Raw genomic sequence first — 25872 nt, forward strand, 5'->3', positions numbered from 1 at the left:
AATCAAACACTATAAAAAGTGCATTATCATATAACTACTTTGATAGAGTCTCTATCACTACTACTATAATCATTACTCGTATCACCGCTATCATAAAAAGAGAGCACTATGCCCACATCTTCATCAAGCTCGTTGCCCCTATCGTCCTCTATGTCATCAATGACTATCAAAGACGGCTTACTCTCAGCAGCCACGTGGCTTGCTTCACCCAATTATAATATACGACCGAATCATGTGAGTATTGATGCGATTATCATTCACAATATTAGTCTACCACCGAATGAATTTGGTGCATGCGGAGCTGATGGCCTACCTTATGTAAAAGCGTTATTCACCAATCAACTAGACTGGGATGCTCATCCGTATTTTCAGACCATCAAAGGTGCAGAGGTGTCAGCACATTTATTTATCGAGCGTGATGGCACTATCACTCAGTTTGTCAATTTCAATGAGCGCGCATGGCATGCAGGTCGGTCAAGCTATTTGGGACGGCCTGAGTGTAATGATTATAGCATTGGCATCGAACTTGAAGGGTCAGATTTTGTGTCCTTTACCGCCCCTCAATATGAGACACTTGCAAAAGTTGTCGCTGCTATATACGTGGCCTATCCCAAAACGCGGCGGCATTTGACCGGTCATAGTGATATCGCACCAGGACGCAAGACCGACCCTGGTGATTATTTTGAGTGGTCAAGGCTGCGTGAAAAAATTTCGGATTTTTCAAAGTAAGAAGTCATCTAATAGTAATTACTGTTTGGAGAATTTATGACTTGGATTGAAGTGGTCGATTCAGCAGTGAAGATTGGTTTAGGTGCGCTTATAACAGGCATTATTGCTTTTGTACTGTCTACAACTCAGCATCGTAATGATCGAAAAAAAGCCAAAGTTACGCGCGAGTTTGAAATGCTAAAAGAAGTCGCAGAAAAAGTAGAGTCTTTCAATCACATAACCTTAAAGTATTGGGCATTTGCTACTGACTGGCGACGTCGCTTGTTGTTAGATAGCTCTGCCCTTAAACCTCAAGCATTGTTAGATGCGCAACGCGATATATTCAACTGCTTTAGTAAGTTGACCGAAGCAGAATCATTGTTGTTACTATTTGGCTATGAAGCAGCCTCAATCTCATTGAGATCATATGGTGAAACAGTCATAGCTTTTAAAAAGAGAGTAGATTCTACAGATATTCGTTTCGATGCCGATGATGCAGTCAGATATAGAGAATCCATGATTGATGAGCGTGCTGAATTATTTAAGATACTAAACGGAATTTATAAAAATATTTAGCCAATTTAACTCTAAGTCAAAATCAGGATGCGAAGTCTAAGTTTTCAATATCTCATATTCCACACCCAATCCATTTATCTCGATGGTGAAAGTGCTATAATTCGTCAGTTTTTTTACGCCAACCATTCATTAAACAACTCAGTATATTACTCAGCAAGATAGGTTCTCATGGCAAAAAGTCGGTTATTTCGTTCAACCATGGTCGTCAGCAGTATGACCATGTTGTCGCGTATTTTAGGTCTGGTACGTGATGTTGTATTGTTAGGGGTTTTTGGGGCCGGTGGGTTGATGGATGCCTTTTTGGTCGCCTTCAAAATCCCAAACTTTTTGCGACGACTATTTGCCGAAGGGGCTTTTAGCCAAGCATTCGTTCCGGTACTGTCAGAGTACAAAGAAAAATACAGCTTACAGCAAGTGCAAATTCTAGTCAGCCGTACTTCAGGCGCACTATTACTGGTTTTGTCGATGCTGACGGTGGTTGTCATTTTAATCGCGCCTTGGGTGGTCACGCTATTTGCCCCTGGATTTGCCGATCAGCCTGACAAGTTTGCCATTACCGCTGAGCTGCTACGCCTGACCTTTCCCTATTTGCTGTTCATTTCCATGACCGCTTTTGCCAGTGGCATTCTGCAAAGCTATGGTCGGTTTGCGGCACCTGCCTTTGCGCCAGTATTATTAAACCTATGTATGATCGGTGGGGCGCTGATATTTGCACCGATGTTTGACACCCCTATCATGGCGCTTGGCTATGCGGTTGCTATCGCAGGTCTACTACAGTTTTTGATACAACTGCCGCAGCTATGGCAACAAAAACTGTTGGTCGCGCCCAAAATTGACTTTCAGCACGAAGGCGTTCGTCGTATTTTAAAGCTCATGCTCCCTGCTATTTTTGGTGTCTCTGTCACGCAGATTAATTTATTGTTGAATACGATATTTGCCTCATTGATGATTGGCGGTTCGGTGTCTTGGCTCTATGCGGCCGAACGTATGAGCGAGCTGCCATTGGGTCTGATTGGTGTGGCGATTGGTACAGTTATCTTACCGAGTCTATCAAAAAGTGATGCGCAAAAAGACGATGTCAGTTTTAGAAAGACCATTGACTGGGCGGCACGTCTGATTATTTTGGTGGGTGTCCCTGCCTCAGCCGCGCTATTTGTATTGGCCGATGTACTGATGCAAGCGCTGTTTTTACGTGGTGAGTTTACCTTACGTGATGCACAGATGAGCTCGCTGGCACTACGCAGTATGGCAGGTGGTATCCTAGGGTTCATGCTCATTAAGATTTTTGCGCCCGCTTTCTTTGCCCGTCAAGACATGAGAACACCCGTAAAAATTGGTATTATCTCCGTCATTGCCAATATGGTCTTTAGTTTGATATTTATTGGTATATTTTATTTCTTAGAGATACCGCTACACGGTGGTTTGGCGTTGGCAACGACAGGGGCATCTTTCGTCAATGCAGGTTTGTTATATTACTTCTTGCACAAGCGCGATATCTTCCGTTTTGACACTCATTGGAAAAAACTGTTCATACAATTTGCGATAGCAACTGGCTCAATGATAGGCATACTTTATGCCATGCTACCTTATTTCCCTACCGATGATGCCCAGTGGCAACGTATCATCGCACTCGTTATCATGTGTGCCGTAGGCGCCATTGTGTATGGTGTGGTATTACTCGCGACAGGATTCCGTCCTCGCCAGCTCAAGCATGGATAGACTGAAATACCGGCAGATATAGGCTTACGAAACCAAAACAAGCCTGTTATGAGAATTGACAATGCTCGCCCCTGATAGTTGTCATAATGAACCACTAATGAATACATGAAATTTGAGGTTTGATATGACAACGAAGCAGCCAATTTTACAGCGCCTACCACTTCTGCTAGCAACGGGTATCCTAAGTACCGGACTACTGCTTAGCGGTTGCAGCAATAATGAATCTGCGGACACTCAATCTACTGCCGATAGTGAAAATACCTCAGAAGACGTCACATTAAACAATGATATGGCCGATCAAGAAGAGACCACTGATAGTAGTAGCGAAACAGGCGAAGTCACAGACGGTGCTGAAGATAAGACAACGATTGATAGTGATAACATCAACCCAGTGACCCCTGCGACCAAACAAAAGAGCCTAGTGACCAATCCAACGCAAGCTGGCACGCCAGAGGATACGGTAAAACAAGCTCTAAACAGTTTGTATTACGGCGATGTAAAAGACGCGGTAGCTTACTATCAAGTAGATATGGCAAATTTTGAAAAAGAGCTTGCCAACACTCAGTCGGCATTTCAGCAGACTGTCGAAGGCGTTACTATTACCGATACCACCTATAATGATGACAAAACCCGTGCCACCATTACCGGCGAGTTGATGCTCAAAGGACAGAGTGAACCTGCACCATTGACCTACCAGCTACAGAAAATAAAAGGTCAATGGAAGATTCTGGGTTAAGGCTTGTTAGGTAGAAGTTTCTTAGGCTAACACTTCTTAGATTAAGAGTTCTTAGTTTAAGATGTCTTGGGTTAACGCGCCTTAGTCTCTTTATCTGAGGTATTGTCTGAGGTCACGGCTTTACCGAGCATCACGACATCAGCGATGAATCCATCCATATCGCATACCTCTGGCATATATCCCCACTGCTCAAAGTCAAGCTTGCGGAACAGTCCTAAGCTTGGCTGATTGTGAGCAAATACTAGCGCGATGACATTGCGTATTCCTAAGCGTGGCGCTTGAGACAGCATCCAGCGTGTCAATGAGCTACCAAGTCCTTGCCCATGGCAGTCTTGACTTAGATAAACGCTGATCTCTGTACTGATATGATAGGCGGTGCGCGCGTACAAATCGCTAAAGCTGCCCCATGCCACTACCTGCGATACTGTCTGCTCTGTGCTGTCGTTATGCGCTAGTGCTTTTTTGACCACATAAATGGGGCGCGTGGTACTGTTTATATGCTCTTCAAACCAAGCCATACGCTCATCTACGGTGACCAATGCCAGATTGGCAGTTGCTTGTTTACCAGGTATGCTTTGGTTATAAACGTCTAAAACGCCTGCTAAATCTTCTTTACTCGCACGCTGCACAAAGAACTGATCGCTGAGCTGATATGTTGATAGTTCGGTTGGGTTGGTATTTAAGGCAGCATCGGTCATAAGATCTCCATCGTTATTGGGATTGTGATTAGCATCGTTGATAATAAAGAATAATCATCCTATGGGTCATGCCATCATTGCACACAGACTATAGGGTGTTAGTGTGGCTATTTTACTTTATAATGGCTGATTTGAGACACATCAATGTTAAGTATAGATGTGTTTTTTCGTTTTTTTATTTGGTCTTGTCATAGCTGAAATTTATGAAAACCTATTTTCTTGAGCAACTGATCGCATCACCAAGCACACTGTCTGAAACTACCAGTCCAGTAGCGCTATCGCCCTGCGTGCTGACGATTGGCAACTTTGATGGTGTTCACTTGGGCCATCAAGCAATGCTCGCTCAAGTCCGTGACATTGCATGCGCCCAAAACCTTGAGGCTGCTGTCATGATATTTGAGCCACAGCCGCGTGAGTTTTTTGCCCCTGATAAAGCACCTGCCCGTTTGACCAACTTGGCAGAAAAACAAGCGTTACTCGCAGAGTATGGGGTTGAGACCTTAATCGTGGCAGGGTTTGATAGCGATTTTCGCTCACTATCTGCACAGGCGTTTGCAGATATTTTGGCCAAGCGCTTGAATGTAAAAGCACTGGTGCTGGGTGATGACTTTCGCTTTGGTCATGACCGCACTGGTGACAGCCAGTTTTTGCGTCACTATGGCTTGGATGTGACCAATCTGCATACGGTCACTGATGGCAATACTAATAGCGATAGTATTGGTAGCGGCAGTATTGATACTATCGATAACGACGCTACACGTATCAGCTCTACTCGCGTTCGTGATTTATTATTAGTAGGTGATATTCAAGCTGCCAATGCCTTGCTTGGTCGTCACTATGCCATCACAGGAACCGTCGTTCGTGGCGATCAGATTGGTCGCACTATGAACTTCCCTACCGCCAATATCGATTTGCAGCGAATAAAACCAGCTTTGCATGGTATTTTTGCAGTCGATGTGGTCAGCCTAGACGAGGATGGTAATGTGATAGCTGATGGCCTAACCGTAAATGCGGTTAACGAAAAAGTTGGTATAACAGGGCTGCGCACGCATAGTTTGTTTGGCACAGCCAGTGTCGGTATCAGACCTTCGGTGAATAAAGGCAGTGACTGGCGACTTGAAGTCCATTTCCCAGAGCTGCAAGCCGATTTATATGGATTGAACTTGCAAGTACGCTTCTTGCACTTTTTGCATGGCGAGCGCCGTTATGAAGGCTTAGAGGCGTTGAAGGCTGGCATTCATCAAGATGTCGCTGATTTACTTGAGTGGCGTAAAAAACAAGCTTAAGGTTTAGCTAACCTCATCCGCACAGAGAAGCCCCATGATAATATTAATATCTTGGGGCTTTTTATTAGCTATATGTTATTGGTTATACGTGTTTAGGCATCGGGATGCATACGCACGTTCAAGTCGTCAATGACTTCAACCCATGCTGCGTCTTTTTGCCATTCTTCTTGCAAAAACATGCGCTGGTTGTCCGTCCAAACGCTCGCTTCAGTTAACTTTTCTTCGCTTGATAGTGGATTGTTTTCGACAAAGTTATCAATCGCTTCATCAGTGTTATCAAGACCCAATTGAGCAAATAGCTCATTCATATTATATTCTGGTTCACCCAACATAATTTTTCCTTAAATAGTGTGAATTAGTTATTATTCAAATTGACTTAATTATTGTAGCAAGTTTCGTTTAAAAAGCTGTTAATCAACGTTTATCTAACGTTATCAATTGTGTTAATAGCAAGTTTTTATCCATTTAGCCAATTCACGATAAAAAATCATGAAACTGGTTCAGACAGACACAAAAAAGCCCTCATATTTCAGAGGGCTTTTTTGTGTGCTACTTTTGGTATTACCACTTAAGCAAAATATCTACTTATGGTAGTAAGTGTGCTACTGCATCACGCTCTTCGCTAAGCTCTTGCTCAGTCGCAGCCATTTTCTCTTTTGAGAAATCAGATGATACATCAACGCCGTCTACAATAGACCAGTCGCCATTAGTACAAGTACATGGGAATGAGTAAATCAAACCTTCCGCAATACCGTATTCGCCGTTTGAGTAAACGCCCATAGATACCCAATCGTTCTCATCAGTACCTAGTGCCCACGTACGCATGTGTGCAATAGCAGCGTTGGCAGCAGAAGCAGCAGATGATGCACCGCGAGCTTTAATAATCGCTGCGCCGCGTTGTTGTACTTCTGGGATATAAGTGCCTTCGTACCAAGTACGATCAACTAGATCTAGTGCAGGCTTACCATTAACAGTACAAGCCGTTAGATCTGGATACTGAGTTGATGAGTGATTACCCCAGATGATCATTTTTTTCACGTCATTGACAGTGCTGTCAGTTTTGCCAGCCAACTGAGCCATGGCACGGTTGTGGTCTAGACGAGTCATTGCTGTGAAGTTACGTGGATCAAGATCTGGTGCATTACGTTGAGCGATAAGCGCGTTGGTGTTCGCAGGGTTACCCACTACCAATACTTTCACGTCACGGCTTGCTACGTCATTCAATGCTTTACCTTGTGCTGAGAAAATCGCAGCATTGGCTTCTAGCAAGTCTTTACGTTCCATGCCTGGGCCACGAGGACGTGCGCCAACTAGCAAAGCATAGTCGATATCTTTGAATGCAACGTTAGCATCATCAGTTTGAACAATACCCGCCAACAATGGGAATGCGCAATCTTCTAGTTCCATGACCACACCCTTTAGGGCGTCAAGTGCTGGAGTGATTTCAAGTAATTGCAAAATAACTGGCTGATCTTTACCTAGCATCTCGCCAGATGCAATACGAAATAGCATCGCGTAGCTGATATTACCAGCGGCACCAGTGACGGCAACACGTAAAGGCTGTTTCATTGACATGGAATACTCCCTAATTGATTATTAGATAATTCATAACGCTAATGGATGATTATCGTTTTATATATCGAGTGGTGAGCTGCGTAGCAGCATCTATAAACCGAGAGCTAGTGTAGCACTTCATCACATTAACCGTCTAGATACCGCAAGACGACCACTGAAGATTATATTGTTACATTTTATACGAGATGACTCTTATAGTACTCAAATCCTTTTGGACTATACGCTTGAGCACTTTATAGAAGATAAGATAGCAGGATAGAGAGCCATTATTTGACGCTAGAATTGGACTATGTTCGCTAAAAAATAGAAATAAATGACAGGAAAGTCATCATTAAAGAGACGATATATGGAGGGTTTTGATTAAAAATTAACGACCACCTGAGATAATAAACTTGCTACCACAGTTGTCAGTTTTGCCATAGCAGGAGCCAAACTCGCTACCTTCATAGCAGACATGTATGTCGGTCAATATGGACTGACGACGACTGCCCTCTTGGCAAATAAGATCAACACTAGCAGTAGACATACCACTGTTTAGACGGGTCATTTGACTGATAAATCGCGATTTGGTGACGGTATAACTGTTGCCAGTATTGAGCTCATTGGGCAGCTTTAATGCACCCGCATAGTTGGTAATTTGACGGAAATAACTGCTGGCACTTAGCGGACTACAGGCACCATAGCGTTGCCAGGTTTGGCTACGTACCGTAGTATCTGGCATGATACGATTGACTACTTTTAACTGTAATGGGGTCAATCGTGGTTCACTACCACGGCCGCAGCGCTCACCATACCCCATGTCCAAGCCTGATACCGTCAGCGAATATCCTTCTAGGCATTGACGCATACGTGCGCGCGTTGGTTGCAGACTACAAAGTGCTGGCGTCATCTCAATCATCAGCACACGCTGACCTGTTTTGACGGTATTTGCAGCCTGGGCAGATAACATCATAATGCCCTGCATGATTAGCAAGGCACCAAAACCCACCGCCGTATTGACTTTACCCGTGACATGACTGTTCATCACTTTTGTACCTAATGGGTATAAGCAACGAAGTGACGGTATATTTACGCTTATTCTGGCTTTTTTAATCATAGGGCTGAGGACAGTTCGTTAGCAATGATAAAAGATAGGCGATAGTTTAAGGTGCTGTATTCAGGTATAAGAGAGATAACCCTCTACTTATGAGCTTAAAAAATTTGGGTACTTGCTAGGCTAATGGTAACAAAACGTTCTTTTTAATCTATAGCAAAAACGTAAACTTTGTCCTAATGGTCAAGAAGTGTTTTGAAAACAAGCACTTTATTAGGGCATGTCCTCAATTCAATTGATAGTCATCTAAATGGGTTGAAAATGGCTAAATCTTGCCAAACGGTGTCAAATAGCTGACTAATATCTCGATATTATCTGTGCTATTTTCCTTGTTTGACGGCAACTTATCTCATTTTTACCACTATTCTTGAAATGAGGACACGCCACACGCCCTAGACAAATCGACAAGTCTTGGTCAATCTATAAGCTGATAACAATAGACCACTAACAATGATGTGTTAGTGGTCTATTCAATTGAGCTATGTCTCTAATACTCTAATTGATACGGTGCCGCATCTAAAACTAGGTACAGATAAAAAACCAAGCAGATTAAAAGACAGCAGGTACTGTGCCCATACGCTGACTGATCGGCTGATGAGCGCCCAAAAGACTGCTATAGATAGTAGCATTTTCCATCACGTGTTTGACATAGTTGCGCGTCTCAGGAAATGCGATTGACTCGACGTACTGATCGGCCTCGAGCGAACCGTACACAGGCTGCCAACGCTTGGCATTATTAGGTCCAGCATTGTAGCCTGCCGTGGCAACGACAGGCTGACGATTGAGCTTGCCCAAGATATCACCCATATACCACGTACCATAACGAATATTGGTATCACCCGTGTTGGCACGACTGGCGCTATAGGTTTCACCCAAATTGCGAGCGATATATTTTGCGGTGTCAGGCATGACTTGCATCAGTCCACTGGCACCAACGTTTGAGCGCGCCGATGTGACAAAGCGGCTCTCTTGACGCATGATGCCATAAGCCCATGCTGGATCAATCCCTGCTGACTGGCTATAACGAACCACAGCATCTTGGTGCGGCATTGGATGTGAGAGCGCAACGCTATCGACTCTGTCTGTATTGTCGACAGCATAAATAGCACGGTCGAGCCAGCCCATATCATACGCTTGGCGAGCTGCAGCGATGATTAGATTATCATCACGCTTATCACGTGCCTGCTTGACGGCCCAATTCCACTCACGATTGGCATAAGCGCGGCTGGCATCAGAGTTATACAGCGCAAAAGCACGCGCAAAGTTACCATCCTGCATGACACGGGCACGATCAGCGGTGCTGACATTAGGCAAGTTACTACCGCCCAGTTGACGGGCATCAAAACGCTGGCCTATTTTGTCTTTTGCCATCAAACCGTAGTAGTCGTTACTCTTTGCGATATTTTGATACATTTTTTTGGCCGTGCTGCGCTTACTACTACTGCTTGACTGCTCATAAGCACGCGCCAACCAATACTGCCACTGATTGCCTTTTTGGGTTTCGGCTTCCATTTTTGAGATGGCTTCGACCACATCATCCCAGCGACCAAAGCGAATCGCCGCCATGGCATAGTCTTCTGCTTCTTCGAAGTTAAAATCATCATCTAAACTATTACGGAACCAGTCCACTGCTTCAGCGTTGAAACCATCATCGGTATTATGATTCATACGCTTTACCCCAAGGGTACGATAAGCATAGCGACGGGTGTCATCATTCAGCAGTTTTACTGAGCGCTGATTGTCTTGTCTAATGTCAAAATCCAGCTGCTGCTGCGCTTCACGATAAGACTTATCAGCTAGGCGTCCAATGGCATATAAATACAGATGTTGATTGGTTTGACTGGCAGGCTCACGACCAAATCGACTAAAAAATTCGGACGGATTGAGCTGAACCTCACTCAATGCTGAGTAATCAATAGGCGTACCTAAACGAGACGACAACGCCATGATATCGCCTGTCTTACCTTTACGAAGCATACGCTTGAGGCGTGAGGCACGATCCTGATTACTGATCAGTGCGTTGTTATTCATCTCCATCGCTAATTGGTCACATAGCGCAGGCTGCTTTAGGGTATTCAACCAAACATCAGATTTGGCTGCCATAGCGCGCATGGTATCGCCGCCATTATTGAACCCTAAAGCCACCGCACAGCGCTCACTGGCATCTGCATTGGTGATCAGATTGGCCACCTGTCTGACCGACGCATAATCGTTAGAGCTCGCCTTGGTTTCAGCAAAGTCAGCCACTAACTTCTCAGCCATCACTGTATCTGGATATTGGCGCACAAACTGCGACACAGCCGCTGAGCTCTGTGAATCGAGGTCTAGATTCATGCGCCAGTAAGTGGGATACATCGCAAATAAGCTACCACTCATCGTTTGCTCATAATTATAGAGCGCACTGACATCACCGCGATCAGCAGCGATAGCAGCGCCCATAAACGAATCAATACTGCTGTCTTGCTGATAATTGCTTTCTTGCTGGTAGCTCTCATCATCGCCCCATGTCAGCTCTGCACAGGCCACTTGTGATATGCCGAGCGCACTCACTGCTGTTGCGACGCTCAGTGCACTCATCCGTAGCGTACCTACTGTGATTCGCTTTGACGCGTGTTTTTGACTGATAGACGCTTCATCCTTGATGTTACGAGTAACACGCAACTTTGTCATATTGACTCTCTTTATTATGTCTCTACAAATATGTGAACAACGATTGACCAAACATCGCCGAGGTTATTGCGCTTATCATACTATACTCATCACGCTTTCAACCATCCACTTTACCTTTTGTCAATAAATAGGACAGTACGGTGTAACATAGAAATGATAGTGCTGCTTGTTTTCTATAAAAATAGAGACCAATGATAGTAAATAATTGATCCTACTATGAATTATTTATAATATGACGGATAGATAGCCTGTGCTAATTTTTCACATTGCTAGAGGGTTGTGATAAAATACGCCACCTGTTAATCGGCTACCCTGCTATATTTCGCTATATTTTTAGTCAATCATGGACTTATCCTTATGAGTGTTACTGTATTCAATCCCCGCAATCATGACGTTGCTGCTGAAACAACCGCAAGCGCGCCTGCTGTCACTGCACTCAATGAAGCAAGTTCAGCCCAATCCCCTGTCAATAAACCAGCCACCAAAAAAGTCTTTGTGACCACTCAAGGCTGTCAGATGAATGTCTATGATTCTGGCAAGATGCTCGACGTGCTCGGTGATTCCCACGGTATGGAAGTCACGCATGATATCGATGAGGCCGATGTACTGCTAATGAATACCTGCTCTATTCGCGAAAAGGCGCAAGAGAAAGTATTTTCAGAATTGGGTCGTTGGCGCAAACTAAAAGAAAAACGCCCTGACCTTGTGATCGGTGTCGGTGGTTGCGTGGCCTCGCAAGAAGGCGACAATATTCAAAAACGTGCGCCTTACGTCGATATGGTATTCGGCCCACAAACCTTGCATCGTCTGCCAGAGCTATATGATCAATCACATGAACAGCGTGAGATTGCACCAAAAAATCGTATCGGCACAGTTGACGTCTCTTTCCCAAGTATTGAAAAATTCGACTTTTTACCTGAGCCAAGAGTAGAAGGCTTTAAAGCCTTTGTCTCTATCATGGAAGGCTGCTCAAAATATTGCTCATTTTGCGTCGTTCCTTATACCCGCGGTGAAGAATTGTCACGTCCACTCGATGACGTATTGGCTGAGATTGATAGCTTAGCAGCGCAAGGCGTGCGTGAAATCAATCTCTTGGGTCAAAATGTCAACGGCTATCGCGGTGAAAAGGATGATGGCAGCATTTGCCGTTTCGCTGAGCTGTTGCATTATGTCTCGCATGTCGATGGCGTTGAGCGTATTCGCTATACGACCAGCCATCCACTTGAATTCACTGATGACATCATTGATGCGTATGCACAATTGCCAGAGCTGGTGTCGCACTTGCATCTACCAGTTCAAAGTGGCTCAAACGCTATCTTGGCGGCGATGAAACGCAACCATACGATTGATGTGTATATCAATCAGATTAACAAGCTTAAAGCCATTCGTCCGGATATTCACTTGTCGAGCGACTTTATCATTGGCTTCCCTGGTGAGACGGATCAAGATTTCCAAGATACTTTAAATCTAGCAAAAGAATTGAATTTCGATCACTCTTATAGCTTTATCTACTCTAAGCGCCCAGGCACGCCAGCGGCAGAATTGCCAGATGATGTGAGCTTCACCACTAAAAAAGCTCGCTTGGCTGAATTTCAGAAAGTCATCATTGACTCAACACTTGCTAAAACGCATGAAATGGTCGGCACTACGACTCGCGTCTTGGTTGAACAAGTTGCCAACCGTCATCCTGACTGTTTAATCGGTACTGCAGATAACACCCGTACCGTCATGTTCCCTCATGATGTTGAGAAAATGGATGAGATGTTGGGTAAACTCGTGAGCGTACGTATTACTGATTTCGTCAGCCCGCACATGGTCAAAGGTGAGTTAATCGAAGTATTGGCATAGTGGTTAAGGTAACAATGGTTAAGCTATAAGTTTTAGCAAAAATAAAAAAGCCGTTCACTATAATAGCGAGCGGCTTTTTTGGGGGTTAATATTAATACTCATTATTCTGATAGCCAATCTGTCTTCCGTAACTGCTGTTTGGTCTCGCGGCGACGTTTTTTTCGGACGATATCGATATCTTCTTTTTCATGAATACCACCTTTTCTTAATAGTGGATCAAGCGCTAGATAATTACGTGGTTTGACAGTGCCTAGCGAGTGTTGCACACCTGTCTCAGCTTGCTGCTCTAACTGTCGTTCAATCTGTTTGGCCTTTTTTAAGGTTTCTTTTAAGCTCATATTGTTACCTATATTTTTAATAACTCTAAATCTGTTTTATATATTCGAGTAACAACATAGTGAGGCCGCGACTAGGAAATCGAGCGCAAATAGTACACTTAGTACATTAAGCTCGATTGACGCCGTCGTGATTCGCTATGGTTTTACTCGTTAGCCTTTAATACACATGACCTGCTTCAGCGTATGCACCACTTCGACCAAGTCAGCTTGATTGGCCATTACTTCATCGATGTCTTTATAAGCGCCGGGTATCTCATCGATGACGCCTTTGTCTTTGCGACACTCGACACCATCCGTCTGCGCCTTTAGCTCATCGATAGTGAACGCTCGCATGGCTTTGCCTCGACTCATCTGGCGCCCAGCCCCATGTGAACATGAGCAAAACGATTCAGCCTCGCCCAGACCACGTACGATAAAGGACTTTGCTCCCATAGAGCCTGGGATAATGCCGAGCTCACCTGCATAGGCACTGATAGCACCTTTACGCGTCACATAGACCTGCTCACCGAAATGCACCTCTTCATTGACATAGTTATGATGGCAATTAATGGCTTCTTTGGTCAGCTGAAATCGTGGCAATCCTGCTTGTGGCGACTGCAGTGACTTAATCACTAAGCGCATCATCTCGCGGCGGTTCTCTAACGCGTAGTCCTGCGCCCAGCCCACTGCTTCGACATAATCAGCAAAGCTATTAGACCCTTCGGCAAAATAAGACAAATCTCGATCTGGAACATGACCGAAGCGCGATTGACGCTCTTTTTTTGCTAAATTAATAAAGTACTGGCCGATACAATTACCGATGCCGCGACTGCCAGAATGCAGCATGACCCAGACATCCTTGTTTTCATCCAAGCACAGCTCAATGAAATGATTGCCACCGCCCAGCGTGCCAAGCTGCTTCGCCCAAGTACGCTCAAAACCTTTGAGCATTTTAAGTAAACCTGGATGCTTATCAGTAATTGGTTTTAGACGTTTACCTAGTGGATCAAGCGTTGAGTTCTTGGCTTGGATTTGCTTGTGCATGTTGAAGCCGACTGGTACTTGTTGCTCCACTACTGAGCGTAATGACCTTAAGCTATCAGGCAAGTCGCTCGCCTTCAGGGACAAACGCACCGCGTTCATACCGCAGCCGATATCGACACCGACTGCGGCAGGAATAATGGCGGATTTGGTCGGAATCACACTGCCGACTGTAGCGCCTTTGCCAACGTGCACATCGGGCATCACCGCGATATGCGAGTGTACAAACTCCAACTGAGCTAAATTGCGTAGTTGCTGCATCGCACCTTGCTCAACGTCCGAGGTATAAATCTTGACGGGTACGCCATGTTTACGATTTTCGTTTAATATTAATTTAATGCTCATTATTTATTATTTCCATTTTATTATTTTAATAACCATACGAAATATTTTTATTTTGACTATTATAATTTTTAGACATTACTTACCCACCTCAATTAAACGATACGTTTAATAAGCACATAAGTTAATAAATCATAAAATAAAGACAATAAAATACCGTATTTTTATTAATTAAAAAATCAATAAAAATGCATGGTTAATTTATGATGGACGTTTTAAAGAAAGCTTTTACCGTACCAAAATTGAGAGCATAAATATTATGCACGCAGAAAAGCATACGCTAAACAATAGCGTGAATTGCCTCATTAGCAATAGCGGTAAAGAAAAATGTTAGGTAGACAGATAACAGCAAGCGTAATATGGCTTAGCACAATCGCAGAGCGATTTTGGCACAGTAGACCTAGAAGAGGGTTAGCGCAAGTAGATACAGAAGGCTATTTGTTAATACCAATAAGTAGGATATTACTCAATAGCTTATATATAGATTCAGCCAAACCTTTTCGAAGTTGTCATTGCTGTCAGGTAGTTTACACATTCAATCTTTAAAAACGTCTTGATAGTTAAATAGGACACGATGATTCCTCCATAGGTTGTGGCTAATTATTGTAGACAATAGTAGCAGATTTATTGGAATAACTTATCACTTACATAGAAGCTAATAAATCAATATGGTAATAATAACGATTTAAAAAATAAAGTCAATAATTAATTTTATTTACATAGGAAACATCATGAAATTTATATCCATTAAACGTATTGCTTTTAAAATTTTACTTCAAACATAGAGCTTAAAAAAATTTAAACCATAAAGCTATTTATAACTTCAGCTAATAGAGCTGCAGCAATGATTATAAATATCACTCCGCAACCACGATTGAGCCAAGCTAGGCGATTGCCTACATCTAGCCAGCTTGCGAGCTTTTTACCACCTAAGGTATAAATAATCTGCCAAACTGTCTCACTCAAAAATAAGCCTAGGGTCAATAAGACATATTGCGGCCATAGTGGCGCACTAAAATTGATAAACTTCGGAAAAAATGCCGCAAAGAATAAGATGGCCTTAGGATTAGATAAGGATACCCAGACACCTGTACGAAATAAGGTCGTGTTACTTGGAGATACTTTGACTGCCGCGCTAGATAGCGAGCGTGGCTGCAGTATATTAGCTTTGCTTTCACTGTCAAACGCAAAGTATTCCTCTGCGACGTCTTCACTCATTTCGCGAGCGTCTTTCATTAAGCTACCATCACCCGCATCGCGCCATGAGCCGATACCTAGATAAATCAAATACGCCGCGCCAACTGCTTTGATAATCGTCAATAGCCAAGGTGACTGGCGACTGATCACATCGAGTCCAAGCAGGGTCGAGAGGAGGAGTATAAATAGCCCAAGGCTCAACCCTGCCAGCGTCCACAGCGTTCGCTTCACTCCATAGTTCATACCATACTGGAATGCTAGCAGCATGTTCGGACCTGGGGTCGCTGATATAAAAAAAGTACTGGCGAAAAACAATGCAAACAGATGCCAAGTCACAACAAACCCCTACTATTTATAAATTAGCAACTCTCGTAAGAGTCGCTACATTACCAAAAAATAATACCGCCATTTAGGCGGTATTATTTATACTTACTCATATTATATACTTATGTCTAGGGCGTGTCCTCATTTTAAAAATGGTGATAAAAATGAGATAAATTGTAGTCAAACAAGGAAGATAGCGCAGATAATATCGAGATATTAGTCAGCTATTTGACGCCGTTTGGCAAGATTTAGTCATTTTAACCCATTTAGATGACTGTCGATTGAATTGAGGACATGCCCTAGTATTTTAATACATTATTTACTTGTGCAGCTGTCTAGCAATTTCTGCAAAAATGCATCACAGTGTGTTATCTCACTTAGCTCAACATATTCATCTGCTTTGTGAGCCTGCTCAATACTGCCAGGGCCACAGATAATCGTTGGAATGCCCGCATTGGTAAACTGACCACCTTCTGTCGCATAAGCCACTTTTTGACGTTCGTCATCCCCTGTCAGTGCCGCTATCAATGATTGCAGCTCAGCGCTGTCATTATCGGTCATTGCTGGCACACTCACTTCTTGTAATAGCTCAATACCCGTCTCTGGCGCGCGGGCTTGCATTTGAGCCGTTAGCTCTGCCGCCTTTGCTTGAATTGGCTCTAGGATATCGTCTTGCGTCATGTGCGGCAGGTTACGATAATCAAAGGTGAATTCACACAGATTGGGCACGATGTTGGTCGCCGTGCCGCCTTGTATCGTACCGACTGACAAGGTTGAATAAGGCACAGTGAACAGCGCATCACCATCATCACGAGCGCTAAGCGTTTCTGCCAATTCATCTACATAGCCAACCAAGCGACTGGCATAGCTGATGGCATTGACCCCTTGCGCAGTCAGCGATGAATGCGCTGACTTACCATGCACACGGCAACGATAAATGGAGATGCCTTTGTGCGCAACTACCATTGCCATATTGGTCGGCTCACCCACGATACAATAGTCAGGGGTGATGCCTCGTGCCTTTAGGTCTGCCAATATCAATGGCGCACCCAAACAGCCAACCTCTTCGTCAAACGATAAGGCCAAATGCAGTGGACGACGCAGCTGACCATTATTTGATAGCTGCACAGCCTGTGGCAATAGACTCAGCGCACAAGCGATAAAGCCTTTCATGTCACAAGACCCGCGGCCATATAGCTTGTCACCACGAATCATCGCTGCAAACGGATCTGACGTCCACTCCTGACCATCGACTGGTACAACATCCGTATGACCAGACAAGACTAGACCATTATTGACGATATCAGCGTTTTTGCCAGCCGGTACTGTCACAAATAAATTGGCCTTGGTCTTGGTGTCGTTGAATGTCAAATCGACCGTCAAACCCAATTGCTCACAATAGCTTTGTATGTCTTCAATCAAAGCCAAATTAGAATGGCGGCTGACCGTATCAAAGGCGATAAGGCGTGTCAGCCAATCGAGACTTTGGGAGGGATATACAGACTCAAGCTGAGTTTGACTGTCATCATTGTTATCGTTAGTTATGGTCATACAATATCCTTATTACGGTTTGTCAGAACTGTGATGTGTCAGATACGCCTTACGATGGGTTATTTTGATTCATCGCATCAACCACTGGTGGCATTGGCTTTGGCAACTTTCCTTCTGCTTGTAACTCTTTGGTGGTTTTTGCATCGATAGACAGTCCAGCGATCAGCGCGATGTCTTTGACGGCCTTGCGCTTACGTGTGGCAAAACTGACTGGTACCATGCGCGCAAATTCATAGATATACAAATAAGACTCTTCGCCGCCTTCAAAATCTTCGTCGTCTTCTAAGCGAATGCCACCGATTTTGGCCAAATCAGACAGCATCTCATTTTCTTCCTTGGTGAGGCCACAGTCGGTGATACCAAAACCGGTCATAAAACCGTTTGCCCACTGTTTCAATGCCATCACGCGCTCGTATAAGTCATGTTCATCATCTGGCACCAGCGGTGTATAAGAATATGCATCATCCTTGTCTTTAAGCTGAAACACAGTGTCTTCGGCTTCTTCTGTCAACAAGGTCAATGCTTCGTCAGGTAGCGATGAAAAGCTCAGCTCTTCAAACACTTTGGCCCAGACGGCCTCATCAGGGGCATTGCAAGCCGTCATCAGCCCTGTCATCATACCGTGCACCTCACTGATAGACACATCGGTCCAATCGTCAAACGCAGTCAACCAAGTGTTCCAGCCAGAGATATTATCATTCATAATAGAGATCCTAGTAATTGATTTGCTTATAAAATAAAAACAGTCGCGGCAAGATGTCCTAGACAAATCACCCACGAATAAAAGTAAAAATACCAAGCCTCATGCTTGTAATTACTTTGTTGATATAGATATTATGCGGTCACCTATGGCATTATTAAATGCAGCGAACAAAACTCATTCACGCTTACTTGTTAAGGATAAAAACTGACTATGTATGACCAACTTAGAATATTAGAAAAAATGGTACTCGACATCAAAAAACAGTATCAGCTTGTCAGTGCTGAACTTAGCAGCCTAAAACAACATCCTGTTACTGATTCAAAAGAGTTTACCGCCCTAAAAACCAAGCTTGATACCAGTTACAGCGAACGTGATGCTGCTAAAAAACAATTGAATGATCTCGACAAGCGCTATCAAAGTCTAGCAGAAGCGCATCATATGATTGGTGAAGATCAAGACAAACAACAAAAAGAAATCAGCCAATTGCAACAACAAAATAGCGATCTGCAAAAGCATAATAACGAACTCAAACAGCAATACAGTGATATCAAACAACAGAACAGTGAGCTGCAAAAGAAAAACCAGCTGGCAGCGGAACGTACACAAGTGGTACTACAACGTCTCACGCTGATTGACCAAGCGGAAGGTTAATCGTTAGCGATAACGGGTAATACAAACAAACCGTTCATCTAGCTACTCAGCACGACCTGTCATACTCGTATAGTCGGTTCAATATAATTTCGATACAAGGGAACCGAGTGCAAGTTATACATTAGTATGCTTAGCGAGGATGACGACGTAACGGATTTGTATAGATTTGACTATATCACTTATTTCATTGACCACATACGCTAGGATTAATCATGACTGATGACCAAAAAAAACTGATAGAAAAACAGCCAAACAATAACCAAGCGCAAGATATAAGGGCGCAATCTCAAAAAACCAACTCTACCGGAGCAGGCACAGCCAGCACAGTATCTCAAGCAACAATCAAACCGACTAAGCCTGTTGAGCCACAAATCAAAAAGGTCGATATCGCGATTGCAGGTGTGACCTACCCCATCTATTGCCCAGTACACGAGCAAGAAGAGCTAATGTCAGCGGTCTCTTATATAAATAATCATGCCCTTGATCTAAAAAAAGAAGCACCTAGCCTCAGTCAAGAGAGCCTATTGGTACTGTGCTGCTTGAATTTGTATGAAAAAATCCATGCCAATCAAAGAAGTGACGAAGATCGTATGCAGCAAAGCAAACAATCTGAAGCATTACTCAATAAAATCATGAAAGACGCACACTCTATTCTGTAAATGCATCGTATTTTATTAAGTCAATAAGCGCCTAGCCAATAAAGCTAAGCGCTTTTTTATGTCAGTCATTTATCTACTTACGCATAAGGTTTATAAGTCTTGCCGGCGTGAAAGTCTGCTTGATGCTCATAGTTGCAAAAGAACAACTCCTGACTGCCTTTACTATCAGCGTCAGTATTACCATCTCTATCTGTCGCCACGCTTGGCGTAGTCTGACCGGTTTCGAGTACACCGCGATATTCAGCCAAGCTGTTGCCACAAAAATTGCACTGGCGCGGTGTGGTCACATCACCTTCTTTTGGCATCATGCTTTTGGGTGCGCGTGGGTACATAAACTTATAAAAAGCCCACATCGATGCCCAAATAATGAGGATAACTATAATAACGGCAAACACGGCAATGCTCCTTCAATGAGGGATAAACGTGAGAAATGGCTAAAACAGCTCAGCCAATGATTATTCGTGACGTTTTGATAAGATAAATTTTACCGTCAATAATAGCGACAATACAATGCCTTTACCGTTTAATTGCTGATGACACTGAATTGTCGAATAAATTCACTGAATGACACTTCTAAAAAATGGCTGTGCTTATAAATGACCGTACCAACTAATGACGCTGCTTTATAAAAGAAAAACCTGGCCATGATAAGCCAGGTTTTTCTTTAAAAACAATAATCAGGTTAAAATAACAATCAGGTTTTAGCAGAATTACAGTTGTAGCTCGCTAATATCAGCCACAGTCAAGAACAACGCACGAACCTGTTTTAACAATGCCAAGCGATTGTTTTTAAGCGCAGCATCTTCACTATTAACCATCACACCGTCAAAGAACTGTGTCAACGGCTCATCTAAGCTAGCAAGCGTTTGCAATACTTGCGTATAGTCAGCCTGCTCTAGTAATGGTTGTACCACTGTCTGTGCTTGCTTCACATTCGTATATAAATTTTGCTCAGCAGTCTCAGATAGTAGCGCTTCGTCGACTGTATCAGCCACGCTCACTTCTGACTTTGCCAAGATGTTGGCAACACGTTTGTTCGAGTCAGCCAACATCGACGCTTGTGACAGCTCGCTAAATGCTTGCACTGCACGGATACGCTGATCAAAATCAAGTGGCATATGCGGGTTAATCGCTTGCACTGCCTGAATCGTATCAACGCTAACGCCTTGCTCGGTATACATCGCACGATAGCGCGAGTTTAAAAATGCTATAACTTGCGTAAAAGTATCACCCATTTTTTCAATCTTGCTACCTTCAGCATCGCTATAGCCTTTAATCGCTTGCTCAACGAGCGCTACCAAATTAATCGGCAACTGCTTTTCAATCAAAATACGCAAAATACCAATAGCAGAACGACGTAGGCTAAACGGATCTTTTGAACCCGTCGGTGCTTGGTCAATCGCAAAAATACCAACCAATGTGTCCAAACGGTCAGCCAATGCTAAGCAAATACCAATCGGTGTCTGAGGTAATACATCACCGCTGAATTTCGGCAGATATTGCTCTTCTAAACTGGCTGCGACCGCTTCTGGCTCGTTATTTAGGCGCGCATAATATGTACCTGCAATACCTTGCAATTCAGGATACTCACCAACCAGTGAGCTGGCCAAATCTGCTTTAGATAAGATACCTGCACGTACCGCTTCATCAATACTAATATCAATGCCCTGCTGCTGCATCAACGTGGCGATAAAGGCGGCAAGTTTGGCAATACGTTCAGACTTCTCCCAGATTGTACCCAATTTGTCTTGGAATACACGATTTTTCAGGCTCTCTGTGAGCGCAAACAATGGCTGCTTTTGATCTTGTAAGAAGAAAAACTCTGCATCAGCCAAACGTGGACGCACGACTTTTTCATTACCTTCAATAATCTGATTAGGATCTTTTGACTCAATATTGGTAATAAAGATAAAGTAAGGCTGTAGCTTGCCAGCCTTATCGGTTAAGCAAAAATACTTTTGATCCGCTTGCATGGTCGAGATTAGCGCTTCTTGTGGCACTTGTAAGAAACGTGCTTCAAAGCTTGCTCGTAGCGCAATGGGGAAATCAACCAATGCAGTGACTTCATCTAACAATGCCTGCGGTACGATGGCATCTGAATTGACTTCATCTGCTAATGCTTTGACTTGGTTCTTGATCAGCATTTGACGCTTATCAAAATCCACTACTACCTTTAGACCATCGAGCAGTTGCTCATAGTCGTTGGCATGCGCAATATTATGGTAGTCAGGGCTATGGAAGCGATGACCACGCGTTTGCGTACCAGTCTGATGACCTTGGATAGAGGCATCAATGACAGTATCATCCTGCATCAATACCGCCCACTGGACGGGACGCACAAATTCATTGCGACTCGCACCTGAACGCATACGTTTGGCTATCGGTAGATTATCTAACGCAGTTTGGAAAATAGCAGGCAGTAGCTCAGTAGTTGCTTGACCCTGAATAGTTTGTTCAAAGCCAACATAATCGCCTTTATCAGTGTTGATAGTCGTCAGCTCACTGGCTTCAATACCCAAACCTTTTGCAAAGCCTATCGCCGCGCGGGTTGGATTACCCTCTGCATCGAATGCTGCTTTAATCGCAGGGCCACGTTTTTGCTCAGTGCGATCTGGCTGTTTGTCGCTAATACCTTGAATCTGAATCGCCAAACGACGCGGAGCAGCAAAAGCTTTGATGCTATCAAAGGTAATATCTGCTGCCGTCAACTGCTCGGTGACACTGGTTTGTAGCGCATCACGTAATGGTTTTAGGCTTTTTGGAGGTAGCTCTTCACACCCCAGTTCAAATAGAATAGTACTCATGGGATGCTCCTATTTATCGTTAGTAGATTGTTTAGTATCAGTACTTTCTGTTGCTATGCTGTCTGCCGCCACGTCTTCTTTTGGCAGATACTTATCGAGCGCCGCTTGACGATGTTCTTCATCTGCCAATGGGAAGCCCAATTTGGCGCGTGCTTCGACATAACCAAAAGCAACTTTACGAGCAAGGGTACGTACACGTAGGATAAAACGCTGACGCTCAGTCACTGAAATAGCGCCGCGCGCGTCAAGCAAGTTAAACGCATGAGATGCTTTTAATACCATCTCATAGGCTGGCAATGGTAATCCTGCCTCAACCAGCTTGTCGGCTTGTTGCTCATAGAAATCAAACATCTGCCCCATCATTGGCACATCAGCGTGCTCAAAATTATAGGTAGACTGCTCGACTTCGTTTTGATGAAAGACATCACCGTACGTGACACGGCCAAACTCACCATCTGCCCAGACCAAATCATAGACGCTATCGACACCTTGTACATACATCGCCAAGCGCTCAAGACCATAGGTGATCTCGCCAGTAACTGGGAAGCACTCAATACCACCGACTTGCTGGAAGTACGTAAACTGCGTCACTTCCATACCGTTTAGCCAAATCTCCCAACCAAGTCCCCATGCACCAAGCGTTGGCGATTCCCAGTTATCTTCTACAAAGCGCACATCATGCACCAATGGATCAATACCAATGGCTCGTAGTGAGTCTAAATATAGCTCTTGGATATTAGGTGGATTCGGCTTTAGTACAACTTGGAACTGATAATAATGCTGTAAGCGGTTTGGGTTGTCACCATAACGCCCATCCGTAGGACGGCGAGATGGCTGAACATAGGCAGCATTCCAGCGCTCAGGACCTAGCGAACGCAAGAACGTCGCGGTATGAAAGGTACCTGCACCGACCTCCATATCATAAGGCTGCAATATCACGCAGCCCTTATCGGCCCAATAGTTCTGTAGGGTTAGGATTAAATCTTGAAACGTCATCGGTTGAGCATCTTTGTCTTGTGTCATCGAGGTTGTCGCTTGGGATGTTGTAGTTTCGGTTTTCATAGTAAAGTCACTGTGAAATGAGGATGATTAAATAAATCTCTGATAGCACTCGTCTGCCTATTTGGCAACGACTCTATTTGCCTGCTCACCTTACTAAAAATTGACTATTTTATCCATATTTACGTCAACTAAATTTGCATAGCTGACATAAATATTCAGTTATACAAGTGATTTGTGAGCAAATCGCCGTAGAAAAAGTGCTGGTATGATAAATAAAAAAATACCCAAATGCGTTAGCATTCGGGCAGGAGGAAAATTGTGTCTTGGGCATCCTGATTATTCAGGCTTTTTATTTTTTGGAGGACTGCTTTTCGGTTGATTACTTTTAACGTCGCTTTTTTTAATGTGGTTTTTTTCAATGCAACTTCGATTCTTTATCTACCTTTTACAAACAGCTATCAAGGTGGCTTTACTGATATGACTGACTGTTGGCTTTTGGCATCACTATCCATAGAACAATATAAATTAGGATGCCGGGTACTGCTGCACTCAGTGATGAAACGATAACAAACAACAATCTCACCCATGTCGGAGACCAACCTGCGTACTCTGCGATACCGCCCATCACACCCGCGATCATACGATTGTTTTGTGAGCGATGTAATTTTGCTAATTTAGCCAAATCAAATACCTCTCTATTTTCTATTCTTGTTTAATTTTTATTCTATTTTTCTGTCTATCTTGCTTACTCAAACTAAAAGTAATCTTGCTTTGCTAACTTACGATTCAGTATATCAACTATTGATAATTTATCTGTTGAAGGTATAGACGTACTTTGTGAGTTTATGATACTTAAGCTTGCCCAAACCTGTCATACCACCCTGCAAACCCCTGATTTTAAATAGTTATTTCAAAATGTTTCAAAACTAGCTTTGTTGCTAAAATCTTACAATGCCTCTTTATACATCTCCTTATTTTTTAATTTAATCAAAGAGATAAGTGGCATTTTGATAGCGCTGATGGCTGTTAAAAATCACTAATTACCAAAAAATCACTGTTAGCGTGTTACTTCTAGATGCGCAAAAGAATTGCTGATGAAAATATAATAATCTGTAGAAAAGTCATATTTACAATAACCTACCTGTAAATCCCTTAAAACCTTTATAACATGCTAATGAACAGCTTAGGTTTTAGCTGACTTATCATCAAACTTGAGAAAAATATAAATATAAAACAATAATAAGGATGACTATGTACGACACTGGATTGATGATTGGGCATTTTGAGCCCCTACACTTGGGACAGATGCGCAGTATATTGGATGCAGCAGGACAAGCCAAAACCTTACATATTGTTATCATGGCGCATCCATCACCGCATCCAGACTTTACTATCACTTTACAAGACAAAGCGCGCTGGCTACAAATGGCCTGTGCGGATTTGCCCTTTATTCATATTCACACCACTCATGAGATCGAGCTACCGCTGCACGAACATCTGTATAGCACTAGCGACGATGTCAGTATTGATATCGATGCTAGTAATGCCAAACTGCAGCGTTTAATAGACGCTTTATCACTATCAGCAGAGACTATATTGTTTATGGCGGACAACCATCCGCTCACGCGAAACGATATTCAAGACCAGTTACTTTTGCGTGTGGTCACAACACCGCTGCAGCCTGAGTTTGACTCTTATGCCATCGCTCGTAATCCAGTCGCCCATTGGTCAGCGATTCATCCACAAGCACGCGTTGACTATACCAAGACCGTCGCTATCGTCGGCGGAGAAAGCTCAGGCAAGACAACGCTAGTACATAAGCTTGCTAATTACTACGGTGCCAGCTTTGCCCTAGAGATGGGACGCCTATATGTCGGCACCGATTTGGGTGGTAGCGAGGTCGGATTACAGTACAGTGATTATGGTCCTATTTGTCTCGACCATGCTGAGGCAATACGAGAAGCCAAAGCTAATGCAACTGTTCCTATCACTATCGTTGATACGGACTTTGTGACTACGCAAGCCTTTTGTGAAGAGTATGAGGGTCGTACGCATCCTTTTGTGGCCGCTTGTATTGATGAGTTTCTCTTAGACCATACCATCATGCTAGATAACAATACGCCATGGATTGATGACGGTATGCGTTCTTTAGGGACGCCTGAGGCACGCGGACGCTTTGAGCAGCGTCTGATAGATATTTTCGCACGTCACAACATTGCGCCGCATATGGTTGATCAACCTGACTATGACGCTCGCTATCAACAAGCGTTACTATTGATTGATCAATATATCTATGGCAAAAAATCATAACGTGCACTGAGCATATTAATAATAACAATTTATTCAGCTAGCACATGTTATTCAACTAGCAC

Annotated in this window: 23 protein-coding genes; 9 read left to right on the forward strand and 14 right to left on the reverse strand. The window is 43.5% G+C overall.

Translation table 11 applies throughout. From position 1 onward, the window contains the following. Window positions 1–108 precede the first annotated feature (108 nt). The 4 genes from ampD (at window position 109) to IP485_RS08970 (ending at window position 3739) form a co-directional block, all read left to right on the forward strand. On the forward strand, window positions 109–729 hold the full coding sequence (gene ampD, locus IP485_RS08955) for a 1,6-anhydro-N-acetylmuramyl-L-alanine amidase AmpD (RefSeq protein WP_227686491.1): 621 nt from the start codon (window positions 109–111) through the stop codon (window positions 727–729). A gap of 36 nt (window positions 730–765) precedes the next feature. Next, the gene (locus tag IP485_RS08960; RefSeq protein ID WP_198326930.1) at window positions 766–1284 is read left to right on the forward strand and encodes a hypothetical protein; all 519 of its coding nucleotides are present in this window, start codon (window positions 766–768) and stop codon (window positions 1282–1284) included. 168 nt (window positions 1285–1452) lie between these two features. Continuing rightward, entirely contained in the window at window positions 1453–3003 is a 1551-nt protein-coding gene (murJ, locus tag IP485_RS08965) for a murein biosynthesis integral membrane protein MurJ (RefSeq protein ID WP_198326931.1), read from the forward strand. A 124-nt stretch (window positions 3004–3127) separates the two neighbouring features. Then, window positions 3128–3739, forward strand: a complete 612-nt coding sequence (locus IP485_RS08970; RefSeq protein ID WP_198326932.1) for a hypothetical protein — start codon at window positions 3128–3130, stop codon at window positions 3737–3739. 71 nt (window positions 3740–3810) lie between these two features. Here the strand turns inward: IP485_RS08970 and IP485_RS08975 are convergent, their stop codons facing one another. Beyond that, window positions 3811–4437: a GNAT family N-acetyltransferase gene (locus tag IP485_RS08975; RefSeq protein WP_198326933.1), complete on the reverse strand. Its 627-nt coding sequence runs from the start codon at window positions 4435–4437 to the stop codon at window positions 3811–3813. Window positions 4438–4640: 203 nt separating this feature from the next. Here IP485_RS08975 and ribF point away from each other — a divergent pair, with 203 nt between their 5' ends. Then, window positions 4641–5723, forward strand: a complete 1083-nt coding sequence (gene ribF / locus IP485_RS08980) for a riboflavin biosynthesis protein RibF (protein WP_198326934.1) — start codon at window positions 4641–4643, stop codon at window positions 5721–5723. A gap of 92 nt (window positions 5724–5815) precedes the next feature. Here the strand turns inward: ribF and IP485_RS08985 are convergent, their stop codons facing one another. From IP485_RS08985 to IP485_RS09000, 4 genes are all read right to left on the reverse strand, one after another. After that, entirely contained in the window at window positions 5816–6055 is a 240-nt protein-coding gene (locus IP485_RS08985) for a DUF2789 family protein (protein WP_101205760.1), read from the reverse strand. A gap of 253 nt (window positions 6056–6308) precedes the next feature. Beyond that, the gene (locus IP485_RS08990; RefSeq protein ID WP_240215757.1) at window positions 6309–7292 is read right to left on the reverse strand and encodes a malate dehydrogenase; all 984 of its coding nucleotides are present in this window, start codon (window positions 7290–7292) and stop codon (window positions 6309–6311) included. A 373-nt stretch (window positions 7293–7665) separates the two neighbouring features. Further along, entirely contained in the window at window positions 7666–8322 is a 657-nt protein-coding gene (locus tag IP485_RS08995; protein ID WP_198326935.1) for a hypothetical protein, read from the reverse strand. Between the two features lie 618 nt (window positions 8323–8940). Further along, on the reverse strand, window positions 8941–10968 hold the full coding sequence (locus IP485_RS09000; RefSeq protein ID WP_413787028.1) for a transglycosylase SLT domain-containing protein: 2028 nt from the start codon (window positions 10966–10968) through the stop codon (window positions 8941–8943). Between the two features lie 450 nt (window positions 10969–11418). On the opposite strand from IP485_RS09000, the gene miaB reads away from it, so the two are divergent. Further along, the gene (miaB, locus tag IP485_RS09005; protein ID WP_198326937.1) at window positions 11419–12909 is read left to right on the forward strand and encodes a tRNA (N6-isopentenyl adenosine(37)-C2)-methylthiotransferase MiaB; all 1491 of its coding nucleotides are present in this window, start codon (window positions 11419–11421) and stop codon (window positions 12907–12909) included. Window positions 12910–13010: 101 nt separating this feature from the next. Here miaB and IP485_RS09010 read toward each other — a convergent pair whose 3' ends face one another. The 5 genes from IP485_RS09010 to IP485_RS09030 form a co-directional block, all read right to left on the reverse strand. After that, entirely contained in the window at window positions 13011–13247 is a 237-nt protein-coding gene (locus IP485_RS09010; RefSeq protein WP_198326981.1) for a hypothetical protein, read from the reverse strand. A 150-nt stretch (window positions 13248–13397) separates the two neighbouring features. Beyond that, window positions 13398–14612: an RtcB family protein gene (locus tag IP485_RS09015; protein ID WP_198326938.1), complete on the reverse strand. Its 1215-nt coding sequence runs from the start codon at window positions 14610–14612 to the stop codon at window positions 13398–13400. Between the two features lie 795 nt (window positions 14613–15407). Beyond that, window positions 15408–16142: a LysE family translocator gene (locus IP485_RS09020; RefSeq protein WP_198326939.1), complete on the reverse strand. Its 735-nt coding sequence runs from the start codon at window positions 16140–16142 to the stop codon at window positions 15408–15410. Between the two features lie 303 nt (window positions 16143–16445). Then, entirely contained in the window at window positions 16446–17681 is a 1236-nt protein-coding gene (gene argE / locus IP485_RS09025; RefSeq protein WP_198326940.1) for an acetylornithine deacetylase, read from the reverse strand. A 49-nt stretch (window positions 17682–17730) separates the two neighbouring features. Continuing rightward, window positions 17731–18384 carry a UPF0149 family protein gene (locus IP485_RS09030; RefSeq protein ID WP_194364659.1) on the reverse strand — a complete coding sequence of 218 codons (654 nt, stop codon included), beginning with the start codon at window positions 18382–18384 and terminating at the stop codon, window positions 17731–17733. A gap of 210 nt (window positions 18385–18594) precedes the next feature. Between IP485_RS09030 and IP485_RS09035 the strand changes: the two genes are divergently transcribed. After that, window positions 18595–19035 carry a hypothetical protein gene (locus tag IP485_RS09035; protein WP_198326941.1) on the forward strand — a complete coding sequence of 147 codons (441 nt, stop codon included), beginning with the start codon at window positions 18595–18597 and terminating at the stop codon, window positions 19033–19035. A 212-nt stretch (window positions 19036–19247) separates the two neighbouring features. Beyond that, a complete protein-coding gene (locus IP485_RS09040; RefSeq protein WP_197176380.1) occupies window positions 19248–19694 on the forward strand; it encodes a cell division protein ZapA in 447 nt (148 codons plus the stop codon). Window positions 19695–19771: 77 nt separating this feature from the next. Here the strand turns inward: IP485_RS09040 and IP485_RS09045 are convergent, their stop codons facing one another. The 4 genes from IP485_RS09045 to IP485_RS09060 form a co-directional block, all read right to left on the reverse strand. Then, window positions 19772–20089 carry a hypothetical protein gene (locus IP485_RS09045; protein ID WP_320154195.1) on the reverse strand — a complete coding sequence of 106 codons (318 nt, stop codon included), beginning with the start codon at window positions 20087–20089 and terminating at the stop codon, window positions 19772–19774. A 315-nt stretch (window positions 20090–20404) separates the two neighbouring features. Then, window positions 20405–22498, reverse strand: a complete 2094-nt coding sequence (gene glyS, locus IP485_RS09050; RefSeq protein ID WP_198326942.1) for a glycine--tRNA ligase subunit beta — start codon at window positions 22496–22498, stop codon at window positions 20405–20407. A 9-nt stretch (window positions 22499–22507) separates the two neighbouring features. Beyond that, the gene (gene glyQ / locus IP485_RS09055) at window positions 22508–23494 is read right to left on the reverse strand and encodes a glycine--tRNA ligase subunit alpha (RefSeq protein WP_194364931.1); all 987 of its coding nucleotides are present in this window, start codon (window positions 23492–23494) and stop codon (window positions 22508–22510) included. 475 nt (window positions 23495–23969) lie between these two features. Further along, the gene (locus IP485_RS09060) at window positions 23970–24182 is read right to left on the reverse strand and encodes a PspC domain-containing protein (protein WP_198326943.1); all 213 of its coding nucleotides are present in this window, start codon (window positions 24180–24182) and stop codon (window positions 23970–23972) included. Window positions 24183–24751: 569 nt separating this feature from the next. Here IP485_RS09060 and nadR point away from each other — a divergent pair. Further along, window positions 24752–25810: a multifunctional transcriptional regulator/nicotinamide-nucleotide adenylyltransferase/ribosylnicotinamide kinase NadR gene (gene nadR, locus IP485_RS09065; RefSeq protein ID WP_198326944.1), complete on the forward strand. Its 1059-nt coding sequence runs from the start codon at window positions 24752–24754 to the stop codon at window positions 25808–25810. The last annotated feature ends 62 nt before the right edge of the window (window positions 25811–25872 follow it).

The sequence above is a fragment of the Psychrobacter sp. NG27 genome (genome assembly GCF_016106655.1).
Classification (GTDB): domain Bacteria; phylum Pseudomonadota; class Gammaproteobacteria; order Pseudomonadales; family Moraxellaceae; genus Psychrobacter.

Bases quoted from the DNA above. Each gene is read 5' to 3' on its own strand.
- IP485_RS08995 (WP_198326935.1), bottom strand. From the start codon at position 8,322: ATGAACAGTCATGTCACGGGTAAAGTCAATACGGCGGTGGGTTTTGGT.
- IP485_RS09015 (WP_198326938.1), bottom strand. From the start codon at position 14,612: ATGAGCATTAAATTAATATTAAACGAAAATCGTAAACATGGCGTACCC.
- nadR (WP_198326944.1), top strand. From the start codon at position 24,752: ATGTACGACACTGGATTGATGATTGGGCATTTTGAGCCCCTACACTTG.
- IP485_RS09035 (WP_198326941.1), top strand. From the start codon at position 18,595: ATGTATGACCAACTTAGAATATTAGAAAAAATGGTACTCGACATCAAA.
- IP485_RS08970 (WP_198326932.1), top strand. From the start codon at position 3,128: ATGACAACGAAGCAGCCAATTTTACAGCGCCTACCACTTCTGCTAGCA.
- argE (WP_198326940.1), bottom strand. From the start codon at position 17,681: ATGACCATAACTAACGATAACAATGATGACAGTCAAACTCAGCTTGAG.
- ribF (WP_198326934.1), top strand. From the start codon at position 4,641: ATGAAAACCTATTTTCTTGAGCAACTGATCGCATCACCAAGCACACTG.
- glyQ (WP_194364931.1), bottom strand. From the start codon at position 23,494: ATGACGTTTCAAGATTTAATCCTAACCCTACAGAACTATTGGGCCGAT.
- glyS (WP_198326942.1), bottom strand. From the start codon at position 22,498: ATGAGTACTATTCTATTTGAACTGGGGTGTGAAGAGCTACCTCCAAAA.
- IP485_RS09040 (WP_197176380.1), top strand. From the start codon at position 19,248: ATGACTGATGACCAAAAAAAACTGATAGAAAAACAGCCAAACAATAAC.
- IP485_RS09010 (WP_198326981.1), bottom strand. From the start codon at position 13,247: ATGAGCTTAAAAGAAACCTTAAAAAAGGCCAAACAGATTGAACGACAG.
- IP485_RS09030 (WP_194364659.1), bottom strand. From the start codon at position 18,384: ATGAATGATAATATCTCTGGCTGGAACACTTGGTTGACTGCGTTTGAC.
- murJ (WP_198326931.1), top strand. From the start codon at position 1,453: ATGGCAAAAAGTCGGTTATTTCGTTCAACCATGGTCGTCAGCAGTATG.
- IP485_RS08990 (WP_240215757.1), bottom strand. From the start codon at position 7,292: ATGAAACAGCCTTTACGTGTTGCCGTCACTGGTGCCGCTGGTAATATC.
- IP485_RS09000 (WP_413787028.1), bottom strand. From the start codon at position 10,968: ATGAGTGCACTGAGCGTCGCAACAGCAGTGAGTGCGCTCGGCATATCA.
- miaB (WP_198326937.1), top strand. From the start codon at position 11,419: ATGAGTGTTACTGTATTCAATCCCCGCAATCATGACGTTGCTGCTGAA.
- IP485_RS08985 (WP_101205760.1), bottom strand. From the start codon at position 6,055: ATGTTGGGTGAACCAGAATATAATATGAATGAGCTATTTGCTCAATTG.
- IP485_RS08975 (WP_198326933.1), bottom strand. From the start codon at position 4,437: ATGACCGATGCTGCCTTAAATACCAACCCAACCGAACTATCAACATAT.
- IP485_RS08960 (WP_198326930.1), top strand. From the start codon at position 766: ATGACTTGGATTGAAGTGGTCGATTCAGCAGTGAAGATTGGTTTAGGT.
- ampD (WP_227686491.1), top strand. From the start codon at position 109: ATGCCCACATCTTCATCAAGCTCGTTGCCCCTATCGTCCTCTATGTCA.